Origin of the sequence: Mycobacterium sp. ACS4331, assembly GCF_001667265.1 — a bacterium.
In the GTDB taxonomy this organism is placed as follows: domain Bacteria; phylum Actinomycetota; class Actinomycetes; order Mycobacteriales; family Mycobacteriaceae; genus Mycobacterium.
Map to the genome: position 1 here is coordinate 44,395 of NZ_LZHW01000013.1, position 21,188 is coordinate 65,582.

Below are 21,188 nucleotides of genomic sequence, written 5' to 3' on the forward strand. Positions count from 1 at the left end.
TGGTGCGCATCGAGAACACCGAACTCGCCGACGTTCTTCTGCTGGTGCCGCAGCCCTTTCGCGATGACCGAGGCCTGTTCACGCGCACGTTCGACGCCGAGATCTTCGACGCACACCTGGGCCGCCCGGGATTCTCCGCGACGTTCGTGCAGGATTCGCAGTCGCGGTCGGTGCGCGGTGTGGTGCGGGGACTGCACGGCCGACGCGGTCGCGGCGAGGCCAAACTCGTGCGGTGCGCGCACGGCGCGGTGCACGATGTGCTCATCGACGCGCGGCGGGATTCGCCCACCTTCGGCCGCAGTCAGGCTTTTCTGCTCGACGACAACGACTTTCGCCATCTGTACGTTCCTCCGGGGTTTCTGCACGGCTTCCAGTCGCTGACCGCCACCGCCGACGTCTGTTACCGCATCGACCGCCCGCATGATCCGGCCGAGGACATCGCCGTCGGCTATGACGACCCTGACCTCGCGATCGCCTGGCCCCTTGAGGTGTCGGTGATCTCGGCCCGTGATGCCGCCGGGGGCAGCTGGGCCGAACTGCTCACGCATCTGTCCTGACCCGCCGCAGGGAGTCGTCCACGGAGCCGTCGGCGCGCAACGCCGACAGGCGCGACAGCCTGGTGAAGGTGTTGGCGAAGCCGTCTTCGGTCAGGCCGGCGTCGAGATAGTTCCGGTAGAGCTCGGCGGCGCCGTCGGGGACCGACCATTGCGCGCGGTAGCCGAGCGTCGACCGGATCGCGGAGAAGTCCACGCGGTACGAGCGGGGATCCGCACCCGACTCGCCGGTGATCACCAGCCGCGAGCCGGGCACCACGTCGACCACGGCCTGCGCGATCTCGGCGACGGTGACGTTGTTGGCCTCGGTGCCCACGTTGAACGCCGCGCAGTGCACCGACTCCGTGGGTGCCTGAAGTGCGGTCAGGAACGCCTCGGCGATGTCGCGGGCGTGCACCAGGGGACGCCAGGGGGTGCCGTCGGAGAGCACGCGGACCTCACCGGTCAGCACCGCGTAGGCGGTGAGGTTGTTGAGCACGATGTCCGCGCGCAGGCGGGGGGAGAAGCCGAACGCCGTCGCGTTGCGCAGCAGCACCGGGGAGAACCCGCTGTCGGCCATGCCGATCAGGTCGTCCTCCACGCGGACCTTGCTCTCGGCGTACGGCGTCAGCGGACGCAGCGGCGCCGCCTCGGTCACCAGATCCGCACCCGCGGCGCCGTACACCGAACACGTTGAGGCGTACAGGAACCGCCGCACCCCGGCCGCCTTGGCGAGCAGACCGAGACGGGTCGAGGCGTGATGGTTGATGTCGTAGGTGATCTGCGGCGCCAGCGCCCCGAGCGGATCGTTGGACAGTGCGGCCAGGTGGACGACGGCGTCGAATCCGGCCAGGTGCTCGACGGTGACGTCACGAAGGTCCACCGGGATGGTCGGGGGATCCGCGGGTGCCGGGCCCAGGATGCAGTCGGCGAACAGGCCGGAGTCCAGGCCGGTCACGTCGTGGCCCGCGGCGGTGAGCACGGGCACCATGACGGTGCCCAGGTATCCCTGATGGCCGGTGACCAGTACTCGCATGCGTGCTGCCTCTTCTAGTGTGTCGGGGCGAAGGCGACGGTGGCCTTCTCGGCGATGAAGGCCTCGGCGTGCTGGGCGCGGCACTGCACCCCGCGCAGTCGGGACAGCCCCAGGAAGGCCTGCTCGTCGAACCAGTCGTGGCCCACCTGCGACGGGTAGTGCTTGTGCAGCAGGCGGGCCTTCTCCTCGGCCACGTCTGTGCGCAGGGGATGGAAGAACACCGGGCGTGGGGTGTCGGTTTCCCACTTGAGGATCTCGTAACCGAGGATCAGTTGATCGCGGAACTCGGTGGGCAGCAGTTCGGCCAGCAGGCGGTGATCCTGGTGGGCGTCGCCGCGCTGTGGCCCGAACACCACCTCGGGTGCGCATGTTCTGCGGAAGTCGTTGAGGGCGTTCTTGATCCGGTCCCAGTGCGCGGGAGCGCGGCCGTCCGGGACGTCGAGCACGGTGAGGGTGAGCTCGGCGCCCGGGCAGAAGGCCCGCAGAGCGTCGCGCTCCTCGGTCTCACGCGCGGTGCCGCCGCCGGTGAGCACCAGCGCGTGAACCCGCAGGGCTGGGCGCTGCGCCGCGAGCGTGAGCAGCGTGCCGCCCATGCCGATCGCGATGTCGTCACAGTGCGCCCCGACGACGGCGATCTCTGCGACGGCCGGGGTGGACAGTCCGATCATTCAGGACACCGCGAGGGGCAACTCGTGCTCCCACACCATCCACGGGCGGTCGCCGCGGTGGTACCCGGCATCGAGCTCGGCCCGCTCCTTGAAGGTGTCGGCGGGCTTCCAGAACCCGTCGTGGCGGTAGCCGAAGAGTCGGCCCTGGCCCGCGAGCGTTCCGCAGGCGTCCTCGACCAGGTCGCCACCCTCGGGCAGCAGATCGAAGATCTCCTGCGACAGCACGAAGAATCCGCCGTTCTCCCAGATCGGCAGCCTCGACACCGGGGTGATCTCCTTGACCTCGCCGGCCTCACTGACCTCGACGCAGTGGAACGACGACTGCGGCGGCACGATCATCATCGACGCGGCCGCACCGGAGGCATGGAACTTGGCGACCACGTCGTCCAACGGCGCGTCGGTGAGGACGTCGGCGTAGTTGGCCAGAAAGAAGTCCTCGCCCTCGAGGTGGTGGCGCACCCGGCGCAGGCGCTCGCCGATCGCCGACTCCAGTCCGGTGTCGACGAAGGTGATCGACCAGTCGTCGATGTCGGAGCCCATCAGTTCCACGCGGCCGCCGCGCATGACGAAGTCGTTGGACGCGGCCTCCTGATAGGTCAGGAAGTAGTTCTTGATGTGGGCCGCGCCGTAGCCGAGGCACAGGATGAAGTCCTTGTGGCCGAAGTGGGCGTAGTAGCGCATGACGTGCCAGATCAGCGGCCGTGGACCGACCATCTGCATGGGTTTGGGTATGACGTCGTCGGCGCTGTTGCGCATGCGCATCCCGTAACCGCCGCAGAACAGAACGACCTTCACTGTGTGTCCCCTCCCAGAAGATCAGCGTGATGGAGTGTGGGCAGCGGGAACACCAGTTCGGCGCCCCATTCCGCGATGTAGGCGAGCTGCTCGGTGAGTTCGGTCTCGAGATTCCACGGCAGTGCGACGACGACGTCGGGCCGGTCCTTCTCGATCTGTGCCGGGTCGTGGATCGGTATCCGCGTGCCCGGTGTGTAGCGGCCGTGCTTGTAGGGGTTGCGGTCGACGGTGTACTCGAGCAGGTCGGGCCGGATACCGCACCAGTTCAGCAGCGTGTTGCCCTTGCCCGGTGCGCCGTAGCCGACGACCCGCCTGCCCGCGGCGCGGCAGTCGAGCAGGAAGCGCAGCAGGTCATGGCGGACGGCTTCGGCGCGGGTCCGCAGTGCCAGGTAGCCGTCCACCGCGTGCAGGCCGGCCTCCTCTTCGAGCGCCAGGGCCTCGGCGACCCGATCCGAGGGTGGGCCCGCGGCGGCCTGGGGACGTGCCCACACCCGGATGGATCCGCCATGGGTGTCGATGAGTTCCACATCGACGACCGCCAGGCCCGCGGTGGCCAGCGCCCGAATGGCCGAAAGCACCGTGTAGTACTGGAAATGCTCGTGATAGATCGTGTCGAACTGGCCCAGGTTCACCAGATTGAGTGCGTGATGGACCTCGATGGACAGCCACCCGTCTTCGGCCAGCAGTGCGCGCAGTGACCGGGTGAATCCGAGCAGGTCGGGGATGTGGGCGTAGACGTTGTTGGCCACGACCAGGTCCGCGGGGCCGTGTTCGGCGCGCACCGAGGCGGCGGTCGGTTCGTCGAGGAACGACGTGATCGTCGGTACGCCCCGGTTGCGCGCGGCGGCCCCGACGTTGACCGACGGTTCGATGCCCACGCAGGGCACCCCCGCGGCCACGACATGCTGCAGCAGATAACCGTCGTTGCTGGCGACTTCGACGACCAGCGACTCCCGGTTCAACCCGAGGCGATGGATCGTCTCGGTCACGAACCGCTGCGCGTGTGCCACCCAGCTGTCGGAGTACGACGAGAAGTAGGCGTACTCGGTGAAGGTGTCCGCGGGGGTGATCAACGCGGGGATCTGCAGCAGCAGGCAGTCCTCGCACAGCCGCAGGTGCAGGGGGAATGTCGGCTCGGCCGCATCGAGCTGCTCGGCGGACAGGAACGACTCACACGGCGGCGTCGCGCCCAGGTCGACCACGCTGACCATCCGGGTCGAGTCGCAGAGCCGACAGTTCATCGAGAGTTCCCCACCCCGTATATAGCAATGTCATCAGCGGAACTAAGCGGACCTTTAACGTGCATGGCAATACCCATTGCGCATAGACAGCAAAGCGTCTTTAGTTTCCTGGCGGGAGTATACGGTGAACCGGGCCACACCGCGACCCGAGGGTGGGGAATCGGTGGCTACGTGCCGGGGCCGATGTTGCGCGCCGGACGGGTGCGCAGGTCGTGGACGTAGTCGGCGGGGGCACCCGCGATCTCGGCGGCCTCCGACATCACGCCGAGGTAGCGGGCCGACGGAATCCCGCCCTCCCACGCGTCGACCACGTACAGCCATGCCAGCACGGGGTCGGTTGTGGTGTCCGAGGATTCGCGGTGCACGCGGCACCTGATCTTCTTGTGGACGCCGAGTTCGGCGCCCTCCCAGCGGTCGAGGTTCTCCTCGTCCTCTTTGGTCATGTCGTAGAGCACGACGAAGACCTTGGAATCGGGATCCTCGACGACGGTGGCCAGAGCGCCCTCCCAGCCGATGTCCTCACCGCCGAAGGTGAGTCGCCATCCGTGCAGCCAACCCGTGCCCGCCATCGGCGAGTGCGGCGCGCGCTGCAGCATCTGTTCGGGATGCATGTTGGACCCATAGGCGGCGTAGAGCGGCACGGGGAAAGCTTAGACGCAGCCAACTTCTGCGGCGCTGCGCATCATCCCCGCAGGGGGTGAACTAGGTTGTTCACCGTGGTGACTCGCATCGTGATCATCGGCGGTGGACCGGCCGGCTACGAGGCGGCGTTGGTCGCCGCCAGTCGTGGGCGCGACGTCGCCCACGTGACGGTGGTCGACTCCGAGGGTCTCGGTGGCGCCTGCGTGCTGTACGACTGCGTGCCGTCCAAGACCTTCATCGCCTCGACCGGTGTGCGCACCGAGCTGCGCCGCGCCGAGGGCATGGGATTCGACATCGGAATCGACGACGCCAAGATCTCGCTCGCGCAGATCAACAATCGGGCCAAGACACTGGCGGCGTCTCAGTCGGCCGACATCGGCAGCCAGCTCCTGGCCCAGGGGGTGACGATCCTCGGCGGCCGTGGCGAACTCGTCGACGACCTGCCGGGGATGGCCCACCACCGGGTCCGGGTCACCACCCCGGACGGCCGGGTCGCCGTGCTGAAGGCCGACGTCGTGCTCATCGCGACCGGTGCCAGCCCCCGCGTACTCCCGCACGCCGTCCCCGACGGCGAACGGATCCTCACCTGGCGTCAGCTGTACGACCTCAAGGAGCTCCCGGAGCACCTCATCATCGTCGGCTCGGGTGTGACCGGCGCGGAATTCTGCAACGCCTACACCGAACTCGGCGTCACCGTGACGGTGGTGGCCAGCCGGGACCAGATCCTGCCGCATGAGGACAGCGATGCGGCCGCGGCGCTCGAGCAGGTGTTCGCCGAACGCGGTGTGACCCTGGTGAAGAACGCGCGCGCGGACTCCGTCACGCGCACCGAGACCGGGGTCCGCGTCGCGATGGCCGACGGTCGCGTCGTCGACGGCAGCCATGCGTTGATGACGGTGGGTTCGGTGCCCAACACCGCGGGCCTGGGGCTGGAGCGGGTCGGCGTGGAACTCAACCCGGGCGGCTACATCCCCGTCGACCGGGTGTCGCGCACCCCCGCGTCCGGGATCTACGCGGCCGGGGACTGCACGGGCCTGCTGCCGTTGGCCTCCGTGGCCGCCATGCAGGGCCGCATTGCGATGTATCACGCACTCGGTGAGGGTGTTTCACCGATCCGGCTGCGGACCGTCGCCTCCGCGACGTTCACCCGGCCCGAGATCGCGGCGGTGGGCATCCCGCAGAAGTCGATCGACGACGGCAGTGTTCCTGCCCGGACCCTGATGCTGCCGTTGAGCACCAACGCCCGGGCCAAGATGTCGCTGCTGCGGCACGGCTTCGTCAAGATTTTCTGCCGGCCGGCCACCGGCGTGGTCATCGGTGGGGTCGTCGTGGCCCCGATCGCCTCCGAGCTGATCCTGCCGATCGCGCTGGCGGTGCAGAACCGCATCTCGGTCACGGACCTGGCCCAGACGCTGTCGGTGTACCCGTCGCTGTCGGGGTCCATCGTCGAGGCGGCCCGCCGCCTGATGGCCCACGACGACCTGGACTGATCCCCCGAGCGGGCCGCGTGGGCCGCGCTGTCCACGTACGCTGGGGCCGGTACTGCCAACGAGCGAGGAGTGCGCGTGAGCGACCGGGGTTCGGAAGCCGTCTTGAACCCTGCCCACCGGGTCCGAGCGTGGGAACGCCTGGGATCCGAGCAGTTCGATGTCGTCGTCATCGGCGGTGGCATCGTCGGGGCGGGTGCAGCACTGGACGCGGCGACGCGTGGTCTGCGGGTCGCCCTCGTCGAGGCGCGAGACTTCGCCTCGGGGACCTCCAGCCGCAGTTCGAAGATGTTCCACGGCGGGCTGCGCTACCTCGAACAGCTTGAGTTCGGCCTGGTCCGGGAGGCCCTGCACGAGCGGGAACTGTCGCTGACCACGCTGGCGCCGCACCTCGTCAAACCGCTGCCGTTTCTGTTCCCGTTGACCAACAGATGGTGGGAGCGCCCGTATGTGGCCGCAGGCATCTTCCTGTATGACCAGCTTGGCGGCGCGAAATCTGTTCCCGCCCAGAAGCATCTGACCAAGGCGGGCGCGCTGCGGCTCGCGCCGGGGCTCAAGCGCAGCTCACTGATCGGCGGCATCCGCTACTACGACACCGTCGTCGACGACGCCCGGCACACCATGACCGTGGCCCGCACGGCCGCCCACTACGGTGCCGTGGTGCGGACCTCGACGCAGGTGGTCTCGCTGCTTCGCGAGGGGGATCGCGTGATCGGGGTCCGCATCCGGGACTCCGAGGACGGCGCGGTCACCGAGGTGCGCGGCCATGTGACGGTCAACGCCACCGGCGTGTGGACCGACGAGATCCAGGCATTGTCCAGGCAGCGCGGACGATTTCGGGTGCGGGCCTCCAAAGGCGTGCACGTGGTGGTGCCACGGGACCGCATCGTCAGCGAGGTCGCGATCATCCTGCGCACCGAGAAGTCGGTGCTGTTCGTCATCCCGTGGGGCACGCACTGGATCATCGGCACCACCGACACCGACTGGAATCTCGACCTCGCGCATCCCGCGGCCACCAAGGCCGACATCGACTACATCCTCGACCACGTCAACGACGTCCTGGCCACACCCCTGACGCACGCCGACATCGACGGCGTGTACGCCGGTCTGCGTCCGCTGCTGGCGGGGGAGAGCGAGGAGACATCCAAGCTGTCGCGTGAACACGCCGTGGCCACGCCTGCGCCGGGCCTGGTGGCCATCGCGGGCGGCAAGTACACCACCTACCGGGTGATGGCCGCCGACGCGATCGATGCGGCCGCGCAGTACATCCCGGCCCGGGTCGCCCCGTCCATCACCGAGAAGGTGCCGCTCCTCGGGGCGGACGGGTATTTCGCGCTGGTGAATCAGACCGAGCATGTGGGTGCGCGGTATGGCCTGCACCCCTATCGGATTCGGCATCTGCTGGACCGGTACGGGTCCCAGATCGACGAGGTGCTCGCGCTGGCCGCCGACGATCCCGAGCTGCTGGAGCCCATTGCCGAGGCGCCGGTGTACCTCAAGGTTGAGGCGGCATATGCCGCGGCGACAGAAGGTGCGCTGCACCTCGAGGACATCCTGGCCCGTCGCATGCGCATCTCGATCGAGTACCCGCACCGCGGCGTGGACTGCGCCGCGGAGGTGGCCGAAGTCGTTGCGCCGGTGCTCGGTTGGAGTGCAGAGGACATCGACCGCGAGGTGGCGACATACATTGCCCGGGTCGAGGCCGAGGTGCTCTCGCAGGCCCAGCCCGACGACGAATCCGCGGACGCGTTGCGCGCTGCCGCCCCCGAGGCCCGTGCCGAAATCCTCGAACCAGTCCCGCTCAACTAGCGGGCGCCGACGCAGGCCCGCACCGCTGCCGGTGCGCGACGGCCTCGGACCCGCGCGGATCCGCCTGCGCGGTGGTGCTGTGCTGGTCGAGCTGGCCGACCGGTTCGGCCAGGACGCTGCGGCCAAGGTGTTCGCGGGCGAGGTCGTCGACGCGGACGGCGCCGTGGTGACCGCCGGCACCGTCCTGCCGCCCGGGGCTTTCGTCTACCTGTACCGGGATCTGCCCGACGAGGTGGAGGTGCCGTTCACGATGCCGGTCCTGCACCGCGACGACGACATCGTGGTCGTGGACAAACCGCACTTTCTGGCCACCATGCCACGCGGGGGCCATGTCGCCCAGACCGCGTTGGTGCGTCTTCGCCGCGAACTGGATCTGCCGGAACTCAGCCCCGCGCATCGCCTGGACCGCCTCACGGCAGGGGTGCTGCTGTTCACCGCGCGCCGGGAGATTCGGGGCGCCTACCAGACCCTCTTCGCGCGCGGTGAGGTGCGCAAGGTCTATCTGGCCCGCGCGGCGGTGGACCCGGCACTGTCGTTTCCGATGACCCTGAGAAGCCGGATCATCAAGGAGCGCAGCCGATTACAGGCTTACGAGGAGGAGGGCGAACCCAACGCCGAGACTATGATCGAGCACCTGGGGGAGGGGCTGTACCGGCTGACGCCGAGAACCGGCCGCACCCACCAGCTTCGCGTGCACATGGCCTCGATCGGCGTGCCCATCGACGGTGACCCGTTGTATCCAGAGGTGAAAGATGTTTCACCGGAGGACTTCTCCACACCACTGCAGCTGGTGTCGCACATCCTGGAGTTCACCGACCCGCGCAGCGGCGACGTGCGGCGGTTCGTCAGCGCTCGGACTCCCGGCTGCGCCAGCCCACCACGCCCACGATGATCATGCGCAACTGCTTGACCGCGGTCCGGCGGATCTCCTCCACCGCCGCGGCGTCTGAGGCGTCGTCGATGGCCTCGGCGATCGAGATCATCGCGTTGACGATCAGGGTGGCCAGCACGTTGAGGTCCTCGGCGCTCCACGCGCGCATACCGGGAAACCGGGCGAGGTCGATGGCCAGCTCGGAGGTCAGCAGTCGGATCTCGGTGCGGATCGCATAACGCAGTACGGTCACGCCACTGTTGCGCTCGCGCGCGATGAAACGCCAGTGCTCAGGGCGTTCGTTGACGCCCGCGATCAGAATCTCCACCGAGGAGTCGATCACCCGGGTCGGATCGAGCTTTCCCGCGCGTGCGCCGCGGAGCATGTCGCGCATCGACCGGAACGACTCGTCGATGAGCACCAGGCCCAGTGCCTCCATCGACTCGAAGTGGCGATAGAACGCCGTCGGGGCGATGCCAGCCTCGCGGGCGACCTCCCGCAGGCTCAGTGCGCTGAAACTGTCCTCGGCCAGCAGTTTGAGGGCGGCGCCCACGATGGCCCGCCGGGTGGCCTCCTTGCGCTCGAGGCGGCTGACCGATTCCTGTGATCGGGAGTCTCGCGAGCGTCCCGACCTGGACGAATGTGATCTGGGCGTACGACTGTTCACTGAATGTGAAACATACCACAATGCGCCCGCGATCCATTGACGCCGTGGGGGTGAGGGGCGCACGGTGTACACATGTTCACTGAAACGCTTGCGCCGCGCCTGGCCCGGCGCGTTCTGCGGTCACCGCTGCTGAACGTGCTGACCGGCCCGCACGGCGTCGACGCCTACACCGAGCTTCTGGACCCCGCCTGGACACAGCGAGAAGCCCGTGCCACGGTGATCGCCGTCCACCGGCAGACCCCGCGCAGCGTGACGCTGACACTGCAGCCCAACGCTGTGGGCGAACAGTTGTTCGCCACGTTCCGCGCCGGGCAGTACGTTCCCGTCACCGTCGAGGTCGACGGTCGCCGTCGCACCCGGTGCTACTCGCCGGCCAACGCCGAGGGCGCCGGACTCATCGAGCTGACGGTCGGCCGCCACGACGGCGGCACAGTCTCGGAGTTCCTGTTCGGCAGCGCTCGGCCCGGCATGGTCGTCGGACTCGGCGCCCCGGCGGGCGACTTCACCCTCGAGGACGACACCTTCGACGACGACGCGCGCCGGATCCTGCTGGTCTCCGGCGGTAGTGGCATCACCCCCGTGATGTCGATGCTGCGCACCCTGCGCCGTCGCGGCTTCGCAGGAGAGGCCGCGTTCGTGCACTACGCGCGCGGACCGGAGGACCTCTGTTACCGCCGTGAACTCGACGCCGCCGGCCGGATCCGGGTGTTGCGCGGCTACACCCGCAGTGGTGGAGGCGACCTCGACGGACACCTGCGCGCCGAGCACCTCGAGGCCGCGATGCCGGACCCGGACGCGGTCTACGTGTGTGGCCCGTCGGCGCTCGTCGAGGCCGTGCGCGCGCAGCACCCGAGCGCCCGGTTCGAGAGCTTCACCCCGCCGGTGCCCGCGGTCGCGGGAGAGTCGTCCGGTGGCCGGATCACGTTCGCGCAGAGTGGCATCGCCGTCGACGACGACGGACGGTCGCTGCTGCAGCAGGCCGAGGATGCGGGCCTGAACCCCGAGAGCGGATGCCGCATGGGCATCTGCCACAGCTGCACCCGGCGAAAGACCCGCGGTGCCGTGAAGAACCTGACCACCGGCGCGGTGTCGACCGCCGACGACGAGGACGTGCAGATCTGCGTCACGGTCCCTGTCGGTGACGTCGACATCGCGCTCTAGAGCGATAAGGAGTCTCACCATGACCACTGTCATCGACACCACCGCCGACCGCGTTCTGGAGAAGACCGTCAACGGCCACACTGTGCGGCTGACGCCTGAGCAGGTCGAGGCGTTCGGCCGCGAACTCGATGCGATCAAGGAGCAGGTGATCGCCGATCTCGGCGATCGCGACGCGGCCTACATCCGCCGGATGGTCAAGTGCCAGCGCGGATTCGAGATCAGCGGCCGCGCGATGCTGTTCCTGCCGCCGCTGTGGCCCCTGGGCACCGTGCTGCTCGGGCTGTCGAAGATCATCGACAACATGGAGATCGGGCACAACGTGATGCACGGTCAGTACGACTGGATGGGTGATCCGGCGCTGCAGGGCCGGAAGTTCGAGTGGGACACCGCCTGCCCGGCCGACCAGTGGCGGCATTCGCACAACTACATGCACCACACCTACACCAACATCGTGGACATGGACCGTGACATCGGCTACGGCATCCTGCGGATGAGCCCTGACCAGAAGTGGAGCCCGTACTTCCTGGGCAACCCCGTGTACGCATTCCTGCTCATGGTGCTGTTCCAGTACGGGGTGGCCCTGCATGAGCTCGAGACCGAGCGGATCCGCTCCGGTGAGATCTCCGTGGCGGACAAGCGCGACGTGCTGCGCGAGATCTGGGCCAAGACCCGCAGGCAGACCCTCAAGGACTACGTGGCCTTCCCGCTGTTGGCCGGGCCGTTTGCGCCGCTGGTGTTCGCCGGCAACATGACGGCCAACCTGATGCGCAACGTGTGGGCGTTCATGATCATCTTCTGCGGCCACTTTCCAGAGGGCACACAGGAATTCACGATCGAGGAGACCAAGGCCGAGACCCGCGGGCAGTGGTACTTCCGGCAGATCCTCGGGTCGGCGAACCTGACCGGCGGCAGGCTGTTCCACATTCTCAGCGGCAACCTGTCGTTCCAGATCGAGCATCACCTGTTCCCGGACATTCCCGCCCACCGGTACGCCGAGGTGGCGCCCGCGGTGCGAGACATCTGCCAGCGCTATGGGATTCCGTACAACGCTGGGCCGTTGCCGACGCAGTTCGCCTCGGTGGTGCGCAAGATCTTCCGGTTGGCGCTGCCTTCGGGGCGTTGAGCCGGTGTTCAGCGCCCAGGTCCCTCTTCGGATTGCCCGCCTCGGAGCGAATTTCGTGGTCCGTGGGATCCCGCGACGCGCCGAGCTCGCACTGACGTACACATTGGGGCGCCGGGAGCGTACCTGAGTGCGCGCTCGGCGCGGGGAGGGTGGCGTGCGGCACCAGGGTGCGGGGGAGAGCCGGGCGCGGCTCAGCTCACGCTTGGCGCAAGCGCCTGCGCCTCAGCCCACGCTTGGCGCAAGCGCCTGCGCGTTCTCCTGACGGTGCTGCCGTTCCACGGTCGCGAAGTAGAACGCGTAGGCGAAGGCGCAACTGGTGAACAGGCTGGACACGAAGAACAGCCACGGATGCCTGATCCCGCGCCGCAAGCCGTCGGCGATCGTGAACAGCGGCAGCAGGATCACGTTGATGATCGTGTAATCCTGGCTGGCTGAGGCCGCCGCCGGGTTGGTGTAGCCCAGAGCGATGAACTGCTGCCAACTGCCCTCGCCCCAGATCGGGTTGCCGCCCTCGACGGCGTACTGCGCGACGAACTGGTGATTGAACCAGTAGCCGAGCGCGATCGAGGCCACCCCGACCACGTAGAAGGTGATCTCCATTGCCGACAGTGGGGGACCGCCCGGCACACGGGAGAAGACCTTGGGGTTGGCCCGGACGATCCAGGCGACCACCGCCACACCGAGAACCAGATGAACGACCAGTGAGACCATGCGCTCAGTATCGCCAGATTGAGGGCCTGTTTTGTCACTTTTGACATAAGACGTAGGTCTTGTGGGGGAGGTGTCGAGGTGGTTGGGTGAGCCGACGATCGGCCGAGAGGGCCCGGGACGGAAGGTGGCGGCGCATGCGTGCGGCGATGGTGGCGATGACGGTGTTGGCTGCGGGGGCATGGACTGGGACCGCGGTGGCCGTGGCCGCGCCGACACCGCCGGTGCCCAGCGCCGACGACCTGACCTCGCAGCTGCAGCGGGTGCTGAACACCTCGACCCCGGATGCCGAACGCGCTGCGGGACTGCAGGGCGGGCAGTCCGCCGTGCCGACCGCGAACAACATCGCCGGCCAACTCGACCGCTACCGGTCGATGTTCTCGTGGCGGGTGCAGAACCCGGAACTGCACGGCGAGCAGCTTGACGCGCAGCTTGCGGTGACGGTCCCGATCATGGGGACGAAGACCCACAACATCTTCTGGGTCAACGACGGCGGCACGTGGAAGCTGTCGAATGCGTCGGCGTGCGTGATCGCCACCCAGGTGGCGGGCACCGACTGCACGGTCTGACCGCCGGGTCTCAGCCCGTCAGGTCGCGGCGCGCGGTGGCGGCCACGAGGTCCTCCCGGGCCCGCGCCACGCGCGACCGGATGGTGCCCACCGGGCATCCGCAGACCTCGGCGGCCTCGGCATAGGACAGGCCGAGCACCTGCGTCAGCAGCAGTGCGTGCCTGCGGTCCTCATCGAGGCCGTCGAGCAGCATCTGGATCTCGATCAGATTCTCGAACCCCGCCAGGGGACGCTGCGCCTCGAGGATGCGTTCGACGTCGGCCGCGCCGTGTGAGCGCGGACGGCACTGCTTGTGCCGGATGTGATCGACGACGACGCGACGCGCGATCGACAGCAGCCAGGTGCGCGCCGATGACCGACCCGCGAAGCGGGGCAGCGCCGACAGTGCCCGCAGGAAGGTCTCCTGCGTGAGGTCCTCGGCTGCACCGGGGTCGTCACCGAGGTAGACCACCGTGCGCAGGACGTCACGCTGAGTGAGCCGGATGAAGCGGTCCAGGGCGTCACGGTCGCCCCGACCGGCCGCCAACGCCAAGGCGGTAACTTGGTCATCGTCGGCGGCGGTCACGCCAGTGAGACTATTCGACGCCGGCCGGGAACTCATCTCGGCCCCTGGCCGACTACTGAGGTGAGCGGCACGAGTCGCCAGCAGTGATCGAGGATTGGTTGTGACGACAACAGTCGTGCCCGAAAGTGAGGCCGAGCAGACCCGCCGGGTGCAGCTCGACGTGGGCGGGATGACCTGCGGGGCGTGCGCCGCCCGCGTGCAGAACAAGCTGAACAGGATCGACGGCGTGCGCGCCTCGGTGAACTTCGCGACCCGAGTGGCGACCATCGACGCCGCCGCCGACGTCGCGGTGGATGACCTGTGCGCAGTGGTCGAAAAGGCCGGCTACCAGGCCGAACCCCGCATCGAACGGCCCCGCGACGGCGTCGATCCCGACGCCCGCACCGCACGGAGCCTGCTGCGGCGCCTCGTCGTCGCAGCGATTCTGTTCATCCCCTTGGCCGACCTGTCGGTGATGTTCGCCGTGGTGCCGTCGACGCGGTTCACGGGATGGGAATGGGTGCTGACGGCACTGGCCGCGCCGATCGTGACGTGGGCGGCGTGGCCGTTCCATCGGGCCGCGCTGCGTAATCTCCGTCACGGAACCGCGTCGATGGAGACGTTGATCTCGATCGGCGTCGCGGCGGCCACCGGATGGTCGATCTACACCGCGTTCTTCACCGCATCCGCGACCCGGCAGGCCGACGGCATCTGGCAGGCGCTCACCCACAGCGATGCGATCTATCTCGAAGTCGCCGCGGGTGTGACGGTGTTCGTGCTCGCGGGCCGTTACTTCGAGGCGCGCGCCAAGTCGAAGGCCGGCGGCGCGCTGAGGGCCCTGGCGGCGTTGAGCGCCAAGACCGCCACGGTGCTGATGCCCGACGGCGGCGAGATGGTGATCCCGGCGACCGAACTGAAGGAGGGGCAGCGCTTCGTCGTCCGTCCGGGCGAGGCGATCGCGGCCGACGGACTGGTCATCGAGGGCGAGGCGGCTGTCGACGTCAGCGCCATGACCGGGGAGTCCAAGCCGGTCGAGGCCGGCCCAGGGGCCGGTGTCGTGGGCGGCACCGTCGTGCTCGACGGCCGACTGCTGGTGGAGGCCGCCGCTGTCGGCGAGGACACCCGTTTCGCGGGCATGGTGCGACTGGTGGAGGAGGCTCAGGCCGAGAAGGCCGACGCACAGCGCATCGCGGATCGGATCGCGGCGGTGTTCGTGCCGGCGGTCCTGGTCATCGCGGTGCTCACCGCCGCGGCCTGGCTGACCATCACCGGTGACCTCGACCGGGCGGTGGCGGCCGCGCTCGCGGTCGTGGTGATCGCGTGCCCGTGCGCGCTGGGCCTGGCGACGCCGACGGCGATGATGGTGGCCTCCGGGCGAGGCGCCCAGTTGGGCATCTTCCTCAAGGGCCACCGCGCCCTGGAGGCCATTCGATCCGTGGACACCGTGGTGTTCGACAAGACCGGAACGCTGACCACGGGACGGCCGGCGGTCACGGGCGTCATCGTCGCACCCGGTTGGGAGGCCGACGAGGTGCTGCGCCTCGCCGCGGCCGCCGAGGCCGATTCCGAGCATCCGCTGGGAAAGGCGATCGTCTCCGCGGTGCCGGCCGAGGAACTGTCGGAGGCGCGGGAGTTTCGCGCCGTCACCGGCAGCGGCGTGACCGCGCAGGTGGCTGGGCAGTGCATCACGGTCGGGCGGCCGTCCTGGGTGTCGCGCGGGCGCGTGGTGCCCGCAAGCCTCGCCGCGGCCCGCAGGACGGGTGAGGCGCGTGCCGAGTCCGTCGTCTTCGTCGCCGTCGAGGATGCGGTGTGCGGTGTGGTGACGATCGCCGACGCCGTCAAGGATTCCGCGGCCGACGCCGTGGCCGCCCTGCATCGCGAGGGCCTGCGGACGGTGCTGCTGACGGGGGACAACGCCGCGACGGCCGACGCCATCGCGAAGGCCGTCGGTATCGACGAGGTCATCGCCGAGGTGCTGCCCGAGGGCAAGGTCGAGGTGATCGCGGGCCTGCGCGAACAGGGCAGGGTGGTCGCGATGGTTGGCGACGGCATCAACGACGGTCCCGCACTGGCGGGCGCGGACCTCGGCCTGGCGATCGGTCGCGGCACCGATGTCGCGATCGGTGCGGCCGACATCATCCTCGTCCGGGACAACCTCGATTCCGTGCCGACCGCCCTTGGTTTGGCGCGCGCCACCATGAGGACCATCCGCACCAACATGGTGTGGGCGTTCGGGTACAACGTGGCGGCCATCCCGATCGCCGCCGCCGGTATGCTCAACCCGCTGATTGCGGGCGCCGCGATGGCGTTCTCCTCGTTCCTCGTGGTGTCGAACAGCCTGCGGCTGCGTAACTTTGACCAGAAGGGACAACGATGACCCAGCAGGTTTTCCATGTCGACGGACTGCACTGCACAAGCTGCGTCGGGGCGGTGAAGGACGCGCTCGGCGCGCTGCCGGACGTCAGCGGCGTCGAGGTCGAACTCGGTGAGCCGTCGGTGGTGACCGTGCAGGCGCACAGCCCGCTCAACGTCGACGACGTCGCCGCGGCGCTGCGCGAGGAGGGTGACTACGCCGTCGTCGCATAGCCCTCGTCGGCTGACCGGCGTGTCAAGGCGCTGAATCAGCGGCGCTGGCGCTGCAGTTCGGCGAGCATCGCGTTGTAGGCGTCCAGGTCGTCGTCGTACCCGCTGTCGCTGTGCCGGTCCTTGCGGGCACCGTCCCGGCGGTCCTGGCGCGCCCACTGCGCGACGAGCGCCACCACCACGAGGATCACCGGCAACTCGCTTGACCCCCAGGCGATTGCGCCGCCCAGATGCTGGTCGTCGGAGAGATCGCCGACCCACGGCAGAGCCAGGCTGCGGTAGAAGTAGTCGCCGAGATTGGTCGACATGGTCATGGTCGCGATGCCGAAGAACGCGTGGAACGGCATCACCGCGAACAGCAGGCCCAGCCGACCCAGGAACGGCAGCCTGCTCGGGCCGGGATCGACCCCGATGATGCCCCAGTAGAACAGGTAGCCCGTGAGCAGGAAGTGCACGCTCATGAACTCGTGGCCCCAGTGGTAGCGAATCAGCGTGTCGAACAACGGCGTGAAGTACACGGCGTACAGCGAGCCGACGAACAGGCTGAACGCCGTGATCGGATGCGACAGGAATCGAGTGATGGGGGAGTGCACGAACCACACCACCCATTCGCGTGGGCCAGGCGTGCCGCCGGCACCGGCCGGGGGCAGCACCCGCAGCGCCAGCGTCACGGGAGCGCCCAGCACCAGCAGCACCGGGACGAACATGTTGAGCGCCATGTGCTCGCCCATGTGCACCGAGAACATCGCCGACCCGTAGGCGCGCACGCCCGAGCTGGTGGCGATCAGCAGGGCCGCACATCCTGAGATCCACGCCACGGTCCGGCCCACCGGCCACGCGTCGTCCCGCCGCTTGAGGCGGTGCACGCCGTAGAGGTAGGCGGCCGCGAGCACCAGTGCGGCGGTGCCCAGCAGCGGATCGAACCGCCACACCGTCACGAGGTTGGCCAGCGACGGCCCTCCGGGCAGTTCGTAGCCCAGGAACACGTCCCACACCGTGAACTCGTGGGTGAGGAAGCGGGGTGGTGCGTCGACGGCCAGTGCGCTGAGTCCGCCGACGACGCCGATCGTGGCCACCGTGGTGGCCGCGGGCAGCCACGACCGGGTCCACCCCCGCAGCTGGGCCACGTCGGCGACCAGGATCACCGTCAGGAGCACCGCGGTGCCGAGCGTCACCCGGCCGTACAGCGTGTCGAACAGCGCACCAACGGGCACGAACACCGCCGCCAGCACGACGCCGAATGCCATCGTCACCGCGCCTGCGATGGCGTGGGTCAGCAGCACCCGGTGGCGCAGATCCAGCGGCGGCGGGCTCAGCAGGGCCGCGGTCTTCGCGCCGACGAGCACCGCTGCGGAGACGGCGAAGACGATCACCGCGCTGGTGGCGAAGTCGTGGTCGGGACCCTGCCCGGGATTGCCCGTCACCGCCGCGGCCAGCACGCCGAGCGCGGCGGGCAGCATCAGCACGGCGTGGCCCAGCCAGCGCACCGTGAATCGCACACCGAACGCCACGATGACCGCGAAAAGTGTTGCCGCACACCAACCTCGGGCCTGCTCGGAGGCGGCGATCGCGTCCAGGGCGGCACCACTGGCCACCAGCCGGGTGACGGGCACGCCCGCTGCGGCGGCACCGGTGGTGATCGCCATCGCCGCCGCGCCCAGCGCCCACACCGGAGCGAGGCGCTCCACGAACAGGTGCACGCGGAACGTCGCGGGATCGATTCGACCGTCGTCGTCGGGCGTCGCGGTGGTCACGATGTGCACGAGCGCGCCGAGGGTGATCATCGCGGCCAGTGTGGCCAGAAAGAAGCCGGTGAAGTTGACGAGATCGGTGACGGTGCCGGGATACGCCGTCCCGGCGGCGACGAACCGCTCAGGCCCGCTGGCCAGGCCGTAGCCGGCCACCGCCAGGGCCGCTGCCGCGGCGCCGACGAGTACCGCCGCGATTGCCCGAGGGTGTGAGTCGTGTGTCATCGTTGCCTTCCCGTGACCAGCAGAAGTCTACGACCCTCCGTCGTAGTAACAGAATCGGCGGGAACTTCTGCCCGCGACGCCCCGACCAATCGACCGTGAGCCAAGCCCCGACAGCTGAGCCTGAAGATCCCGTCGAGACCGTGAGCGTGTCCGAGACCGCGTGGGCGCGGGTGCGTCCCCTGCTGGTTCGGCTGCACTTCTATGCGGGAGTGTTCGTCGGCCCGTTCATCCTGATCGCGGCCATCACCGGGCTGCTGTACGCGCTGGTTCCCGAGCTCGACAAGGCTCTGACGCGTGACCAGCGCCTCGTCGAGGTGGTGGGGGAGACGACGCTGCCGCTGTCCGACCAGGTGGCCGCGGCCCGCGCGGCGCACCCCGAGGGCACGGTCGAGAGCGTCCGGCCTCCCGCCACACCCGAGGAGACCACCCGGATCACCCTGGCGGTCGACGACGTGGCGCCCGACTACGGCCGCACCGTGTTCGTCGACCCCTACACCGGCCAGGTGCGCGGTGCGCTGACCACCTACGGCGAGTGGATGCCGGTGCGGGCCTGGTTCGACGAGTTCCACCGCAACCTTCACCTCGGCGCGCTCGGGCGCAACTACTCCGAACTGGCCGCCAGTTGGCTCTGGGTGGTCGCGCTGGCGGGCCTGCTGCTGTGGATCGGCCATCGCGCGGACACGGGACGGCTTCGCCGGGTCCTGCTCCCGGACCGCGGAAGCTCCGGACGTCGACGGCTGCTGTCCTGGCACGGCGCTCTCGGCGCCTGGGTGATCGTCGGTCTGCTCGGCCTGGCGATCACCGGGATGACCTGGTCGAAACACGCCGGTGAGTCGATCGACGCGATTCAGGGCGCGCTGCACACCCGGGCGCCGGTGGTCGACACGACGTTGACCGGGTCGTCTGAGGCCGCGGCCGGGCACGCGGGCCACCACCATGGCGGCGGGTTCGCCGAGGCACCCGAGCTGCCCGAGCCCCAGGCCCTTGCCGGCGTCGACACGGTTCTGCGCGCCGCGCATGCCGCGGGCCTGCGTGACCCGATGTGGCTGTATCCGCCGACCAGCCCCGACCAGGGCTGGAAGGTCGCCGAGCGCAAACGCGACTGGCCCACCCGGGCCGACGCCGTGGTCGTGGATCCTGCGACCGGCGCCGTGACCGACCGCGTCGACTTCGCGTCGTGGCCGACCCTGGCCAAGCTGACCGACTGGGCGATCGACGCCCATATGGGGGTGCTGTTCGGTCTGGTCAACCAGATCGTGCTGGCCCTGGTGGCGCTGGCCCTGATCGTGATGATCGTGCTCGGCTACCGGATGTGGTGGCGGCGCAGGCCCGTTCGCGGTGGTCCACCCACCGGGCCTCGCCGTGGTGCGCTGGGGGCGCTTCGACCGCATGAGGCCGTCGTCGTGGTCGCGGTGCTCGCGGCCGTGGGGTGGTTCGCGCCGCTGTTCGGGCTCTCGCTGGCGGCGTTCGTGGCCGTCGACGTCGCCCTCGGCTGGTGGCGCGGACGGCGCGCCGATACGGTGCGGCGGTGATCGCCGATCTCTGGCTGCGCTGGGTGGTGACCATCCTGTTCAGCCTCAGTGCGCTCGAATGCGGGTACGCGGTCGCCATCAGCCGCCGCCGGCCCGGCACGGCCACCGGGCATGTGCTGCACCTGGTGATGGCGGTCGCCATGGCCGTGATGGCGTGGCCGCGCGGTGCGGAGCTTCCGACCACGGGTCCGATGGTGTTCTTCACGGCCGCCGCGGCCTGGTTTCTCGCTGTGATGTTGCGGTCCGGCGGATCGTGGGCGCGTCTGGTCAACGCCTATCACGCGGTGATGATGCTGGCGATGGCGTGGATGTACGCCGTGATGAACGGCACTGTGCTGCCGGGGCAGGCGACCGGTCACGGGGGCCATGAGCACGCCCACGGGTATGCGGCGTGGATCGCCGCGGTCAATTGGTTCTGGACCGTCGGCTTCGCGGTTGCGGCGGTCGGTTGGACGCACCGCTATTTCGCCGGCCGGCAGCGGGCCGGTGGCCGAATGTCCATGGCGCACTTCGGCACACTGTGTCAGGCCATGATCGCCGCGGGCATGGCGATCATGTTCGGCGTGATGCTTTAGCGAATCAGGCGGACCCGCGCGCCGGACGTGGCGTGGGCGCCGGGCGGGTTTCTGTGTGTGCTGTGCTGACGCCACACCAGCAGCGCGAGCGCCGCCGCGAGGACTGCGGGCAGGTGGCTGAGTATGCGGGCCGCGGTCACCTGTCCGATCGCGTCGTCGACGATGACGTAGTAGACCAGCAGCGCGACGTACACGCTCAGCACGCAGGCCAGGCCGGGTGCCAGCCGGGGCCGGACCGCGGCGGCGATGGCCACCACGCCCGTGGCCGCCGACCATGCGGTGGACTCGTTGAGCAGATGGGCCGCCGTCGCGCCGCCGTGGTGGGTGGAGACCATGCCGAAGTCCAGGCCGAATGCCTGCCCCAGGGCCAGGGCAACCTGGACGGCACCCGTGACGCCCAGCGCCCAGGCGAGCACGCGGTGCCGGACCGGCGGTGTGGCAGGCGGCAGATCCTGTGCACCCGCCTGCAGGCTGCGGGCCGGTTCCGAGTCGAGCAGCGAGCTGACCAGGGAGTTCATCTGCTGAGCCTGGCCATACCAGGCGCGGCAGTCCGGGCATGAGTCCAGGTGTTCGTCCACCCGCATCGAGGGCACGGGTTCGCGCTCGCCGTCGATGCGGGCCGACAGCGACTCCCGGGCCACCTGACACTCCACGTCGTCATTGTCCTCCAC

Annotated in this window: 21 protein-coding genes; 11 read left to right on the plus strand and 10 right to left on the minus strand. The window is 69.1% G+C overall.

The features are described 5' to 3' along the window. Positions 1–2: 2 nt before the first annotated feature. The gene (rfbC, locus tag A5727_RS03915; RefSeq protein ID WP_068244784.1) at positions 3–557 is read left to right on the plus strand and encodes a dTDP-4-dehydrorhamnose 3,5-epimerase; all 555 of its coding nucleotides are present in this window, start codon (positions 3–5) and stop codon (positions 555–557) included. On the opposite strand, the gene A5727_RS03920 is transcribed toward rfbC, so the two are convergent. The 5 genes from A5727_RS03920 to A5727_RS03940 all read right to left on the minus strand — a co-directional run bounded on the left by A5727_RS03920 (position 541) and on the right by A5727_RS03940 (position 4,914). Further along, positions 541–1,569, minus strand: a complete 1,029-nt coding sequence (locus A5727_RS03920) for an NAD-dependent epimerase/dehydratase family protein (protein ID WP_068244787.1) — start codon at positions 1,567–1,569, stop codon at positions 541–543. The two genes, rfbC and A5727_RS03920, sit on opposite strands and share 17 nt — an antisense overlap. A 14-nt stretch (positions 1,570–1,583) precedes the next feature. Next, positions 1,584–2,237, minus strand: coding sequence for a PIG-L deacetylase family protein (locus A5727_RS03925; protein WP_068244789.1), 654 nt, complete (start codon positions 2,235–2,237; stop codon positions 1,584–1,586). Next, entirely contained in the window at positions 2,238–3,032 is a 795-nt protein-coding gene (locus tag A5727_RS03930; protein ID WP_068244792.1) for a glycosyltransferase family protein, read from the minus strand. Continuing rightward, a complete protein-coding gene (locus A5727_RS03935; protein ID WP_068244794.1) occupies positions 3,029–4,273 on the minus strand; it encodes a class I SAM-dependent methyltransferase in 1,245 nt (414 codons plus the stop codon). The genes A5727_RS03930 and A5727_RS03935 overlap by 4 nt, the downstream gene beginning before the upstream one ends. Before the next feature lie 167 nt (positions 4,274–4,440). Then, complete coding sequence (locus tag A5727_RS03940; RefSeq protein ID WP_068244801.1) at positions 4,441–4,914, minus strand: gamma-glutamylcyclotransferase family protein; 474 nt, start codon at positions 4,912–4,914, stop codon at positions 4,441–4,443. Between the two features lie 75 nt (positions 4,915–4,989). Between A5727_RS03940 and A5727_RS03945 the strand changes: the two genes are divergently transcribed. The 3 genes from A5727_RS03945 to A5727_RS03955 all read left to right on the plus strand — a co-directional run bounded on the left by A5727_RS03945 (position 4,990) and on the right by A5727_RS03955 (position 9,103). After that, entirely contained in the window at positions 4,990–6,405 is a 1,416-nt protein-coding gene (locus A5727_RS03945; RefSeq protein ID WP_068245324.1) for an NAD(P)H-quinone dehydrogenase, read from the plus strand. A gap of 75 nt (positions 6,406–6,480) precedes the next feature. After that, positions 6,481–8,211, plus strand: a complete 1,731-nt coding sequence (locus tag A5727_RS03950; protein ID WP_231991948.1) for a glycerol-3-phosphate dehydrogenase/oxidase — start codon at positions 6,481–6,483, stop codon at positions 8,209–8,211. Between the two features lie 31 nt (positions 8,212–8,242). Further along, on the plus strand, positions 8,243–9,103 hold the full coding sequence (locus A5727_RS03955; RefSeq protein WP_068244807.1) for a pseudouridine synthase: 861 nt from the start codon (positions 8,243–8,245) through the stop codon (positions 9,101–9,103). Here the strand turns inward: A5727_RS03955 and A5727_RS03960 are convergent. Then, the gene (locus tag A5727_RS03960) at positions 9,057–9,749 is read right to left on the minus strand and encodes a TetR family transcriptional regulator (RefSeq protein ID WP_068244810.1); all 693 of its coding nucleotides are present in this window, start codon (positions 9,747–9,749) and stop codon (positions 9,057–9,059) included. The two genes, A5727_RS03955 and A5727_RS03960, sit on opposite strands and share 47 nt — an antisense overlap. A 72-nt stretch (positions 9,750–9,821) precedes the next feature. Between A5727_RS03960 and A5727_RS03965 the strand changes: the two genes are divergently transcribed. Further along, entirely contained in the window at positions 9,822–10,910 is a 1,089-nt protein-coding gene (locus tag A5727_RS03965) for a flavin reductase family protein (protein ID WP_068244813.1), read from the plus strand. Positions 10,911–10,929: 19 nt separating this feature from the next. Further along, complete coding sequence (locus tag A5727_RS03970) at positions 10,930–12,033, plus strand: fatty acid desaturase family protein (RefSeq protein WP_068244816.1); 1,104 nt, start codon at positions 10,930–10,932, stop codon at positions 12,031–12,033. Positions 12,034–12,255: 222 nt separating this feature from the next. Here the strand turns inward: A5727_RS03970 and A5727_RS03975 are convergent, their stop codons facing one another. Continuing rightward, the gene (locus A5727_RS03975) at positions 12,256–12,744 is read right to left on the minus strand and encodes a DUF2834 domain-containing protein (protein ID WP_068244820.1); all 489 of its coding nucleotides are present in this window, start codon (positions 12,742–12,744) and stop codon (positions 12,256–12,258) included. 134 nt (positions 12,745–12,878) lie between these two features. Between A5727_RS03975 and A5727_RS03980 the strand changes: the two genes are divergently transcribed. Then, a complete protein-coding gene (locus A5727_RS03980) occupies positions 12,879–13,310 on the plus strand; it encodes an MTB12 C-terminal domain-containing protein (protein ID WP_068244822.1) in 432 nt (143 codons plus the stop codon). 10 nt (positions 13,311–13,320) lie between these two features. On the opposite strand, the gene sigC is transcribed toward A5727_RS03980, so the two are convergent. Further along, positions 13,321–13,911 carry an RNA polymerase sigma factor SigC gene (sigC, locus tag A5727_RS03985; RefSeq protein ID WP_068244825.1) on the minus strand — a complete coding sequence of 197 codons (591 nt, stop codon included), beginning with the start codon at positions 13,909–13,911 and terminating at the stop codon, positions 13,321–13,323. A gap of 64 nt (positions 13,912–13,975) precedes the next feature. Here sigC and A5727_RS03990 point away from each other — a divergent pair, with 64 nt between their 5' ends. Together A5727_RS03990 and A5727_RS03995 are read left to right on the plus strand one after the other, a co-directional pair. Further along, on the plus strand, positions 13,976–16,231 hold the full coding sequence (locus A5727_RS03990) for a heavy metal translocating P-type ATPase (RefSeq protein WP_068244827.1): 2,256 nt from the start codon (positions 13,976–13,978) through the stop codon (positions 16,229–16,231). Beyond that, complete coding sequence (locus A5727_RS03995; RefSeq protein ID WP_068244834.1) at positions 16,228–16,440, plus strand: heavy-metal-associated domain-containing protein; 213 nt, start codon at positions 16,228–16,230, stop codon at positions 16,438–16,440. The genes A5727_RS03990 and A5727_RS03995 overlap by 4 nt, the downstream gene beginning before the upstream one ends. Positions 16,441–16,475: 35 nt before the next feature. Here A5727_RS03995 and A5727_RS04000 read toward each other — a convergent pair whose 3' ends face one another. Beyond that, positions 16,476–18,410 carry a cytochrome c oxidase assembly protein gene (locus A5727_RS04000; RefSeq protein WP_068244837.1) on the minus strand — a complete coding sequence of 645 codons (1,935 nt, stop codon included), beginning with the start codon at positions 18,408–18,410 and terminating at the stop codon, positions 16,476–16,478. Positions 18,411–18,550: 140 nt separating this feature from the next. Here A5727_RS04000 and A5727_RS04005 point away from each other — a divergent pair, with 140 nt between their 5' ends. Beyond that, positions 18,551–19,942, plus strand: a complete 1,392-nt coding sequence (locus tag A5727_RS04005; protein ID WP_068244840.1) for a PepSY-associated TM helix domain-containing protein — start codon at positions 18,551–18,553, stop codon at positions 19,940–19,942. Beyond that, positions 19,939–20,517, plus strand: coding sequence for a DUF5134 domain-containing protein (locus A5727_RS04010; RefSeq protein WP_068245327.1), 579 nt, complete (start codon positions 19,939–19,941; stop codon positions 20,515–20,517). The genes A5727_RS04005 and A5727_RS04010 overlap by 4 nt, the downstream gene beginning before the upstream one ends. Here the strand turns inward: A5727_RS04010 and A5727_RS04015 are convergent. Then, a complete protein-coding gene (locus tag A5727_RS04015) occupies positions 20,514–21,188 on the minus strand; it encodes a DUF2275 domain-containing protein (RefSeq protein WP_068244843.1) in 675 nt (224 codons plus the stop codon). The two genes, A5727_RS04010 and A5727_RS04015, sit on opposite strands and share 4 nt — an antisense overlap.

Coding starts and splice junctions, on each gene's coding strand:
- A5727_RS03920 (WP_068244787.1), bottom strand. CDS start 1,569: ATGCGAGTACTGGTCACCGGCCATCAGGGATACCTGGGCACCGTCATG.
- A5727_RS03925 (WP_068244789.1), bottom strand. CDS start 2,237: ATGATCGGACTGTCCACCCCGGCCGTCGCAGAGATCGCCGTCGTCGGG.
- A5727_RS03935 (WP_068244794.1), bottom strand. CDS start 4,273: ATGAACTGTCGGCTCTGCGACTCGACCCGGATGGTCAGCGTGGTCGAC.
- A5727_RS03965 (WP_068244813.1), top strand. CDS start 9,822: ATGTTCACTGAAACGCTTGCGCCGCGCCTGGCCCGGCGCGTTCTGCGG.
- A5727_RS03970 (WP_068244816.1), top strand. CDS start 10,930: ATGACCACTGTCATCGACACCACCGCCGACCGCGTTCTGGAGAAGACC.
- A5727_RS03975 (WP_068244820.1), bottom strand. CDS start 12,744: ATGGTCTCACTGGTCGTTCATCTGGTTCTCGGTGTGGCGGTGGTCGCC.
- A5727_RS03980 (WP_068244822.1), top strand. CDS start 12,879: ATGCGTGCGGCGATGGTGGCGATGACGGTGTTGGCTGCGGGGGCATGG.
- sigC (WP_068244825.1), bottom strand. CDS start 13,911: ATGAGTTCCCGGCCGGCGTCGAATAGTCTCACTGGCGTGACCGCCGCC.
- A5727_RS03995 (WP_068244834.1), top strand. CDS start 16,228: ATGACCCAGCAGGTTTTCCATGTCGACGGACTGCACTGCACAAGCTGC.
- A5727_RS04000 (WP_068244837.1), bottom strand. CDS start 18,410: ATGACACACGACTCACACCCTCGGGCAATCGCGGCGGTACTCGTCGGC.